Annotated in this window: 1 rRNA gene; it reads left to right on the top strand. The window is 52.9% G+C overall.

The window, feature by feature from the left end:
• Positions 1 to 146: 146 nt before the first annotated feature.
• Positions 147 to 1,688: ribosomal RNA gene (locus BEA93_RS24195) — 16S ribosomal RNA — on the top strand.
• Positions 1,689 to 1,698: the final 10 nt, after the last annotated feature.

Genomic DNA, 1,698 nt, shown 5'->3' on the forward strand with positions numbered 1-1,698 from the left:
ACTGCTCTTTAACAATTTATCAGACAATCTGTGTGGGCACTCGAAGATACGGATTCTTAACGTCGCAAGACGCTAAATGAATACCAAGTCTCAAGAGTGAACACGTAATTCATTACGAAGTTTAATTCTTTGAGCATCAAACTTTTAAATTGAAGAGTTTGATCATGGCTCAGATTGAACGCTGGCGGCAGGCCTAACACATGCAAGTCGAACGGTAACAGAAAGAAGCTTGCTTCTTTGCTGACGAGTGGCGGACGGGTGAGTAATGTCTGGGAAACTGCCCGATGGAGGGGGATAACTACTGGAAACGGTAGCTAATACCGCATAACGTCGCAAGACCAAAGAGGGGGACCTTCGGGCCTCTTGCCATCGGATGTGCCCAGATGGGATTAGCTAGTAGGCGGGGTAACGGCCCACCTAGGCGACGATCTCTAGCTGGTCTGAGAGGATGACCAGCCACACTGGAACTGAGACACGGTCCAGACTCCTACGGGAGGCAGCAGTGGGGAATATTGCACAATGGGCGCAAGCCTGATGCAGCCATGCCGCGTGTATGAAGAAGGCCTTCGGGTTGTAAAGTACTTTCAGCGGGGAGGAAGGGAGTAAAGTTAATACCTTTGCTCATTGACGTTACCCGCAGAAGAAGCACCGGCTAACTCCGTGCCAGCAGCCGCGGTAATACGGAGGGTGCAAGCGTTAATCGGAATTACTGGGCGTAAAGCGCACGCAGGCGGTTTGTTAAGTCAGATGTGAAATCCCCGGGCTCAACCTGGGAACTGCATCTGATACTGGCAAGCTTGAGTCTCGTAGAGGGGGGTAGAATTCCAGGTGTAGCGGTGAAATGCGTAGAGATCTGGAGGAATACCGGTGGCGAAGGCGGCCCCCTGGACGAAGACTGACGCTCAGGTGCGAAAGCGTGGGGAGCAAACAGGATTAGATACCCTGGTAGTCCACGCCGTAAACGATGTCGACTTGGAGGTTGTGCCCTTGAGGCGTGGCTTCCGGAGCTAACGCGTTAAGTCGACCGCCTGGGGAGTACGGCCGCAAGGTTAAAACTCAAATGAATTGACGGGGGCCCGCACAAGCGGTGGAGCATGTGGTTTAATTCGATGCAACGCGAAGAACCTTACCTGGTCTTGACATCCACAGAACATTCCAGAGATGGGATGGTGCCTTCGGGAACTGTGAGACAGGTGCTGCATGGCTGTCGTCAGCTCGTGTTGTGAAATGTTGGGTTAAGTCCCGCAACGAGCGCAACCCTTATCCTTTGTTGCCAGCGGTCCGGCCGGGAACTCAAAGGAGACTGCCAGTGATAAACTGGAGGAAGGTGGGGATGACGTCAAGTCATCATGGCCCTTACGACCAGGGCTACACACGTGCTACAATGGCGCATACAAAGAGAAGCGACCTCGCGAGAGCAAGCGGACCTCATAAAGTGCGTCGTAGTCCGGATTGGAGTCTGCAACTCGACTCCATGAAGTCGGAATCGCTAGTAATCGTGGATCAGAATGCCACGGTGAATACGTTCCCGGGCCTTGTACACACCGCCCGTCACACCATGGGAGTGGGTTGCAAAAGAAGTAGGTAGCTTAACCTTCGGGAGGGCGCTTACCACTTTGTGATTCATGACTGGGGTGAAGTCGTAACAAGGTAACCGTAGGGGAACCTGCGGTTGGATCACCTCCTTACCTTAAAGAA

This window comes from Escherichia sp. MOD1-EC5950, from assembly GCF_002965345.1.
In the GTDB taxonomy this organism is placed as follows: domain Bacteria; phylum Pseudomonadota; class Gammaproteobacteria; order Enterobacterales; family Enterobacteriaceae; genus Escherichia; species Escherichia marmotae.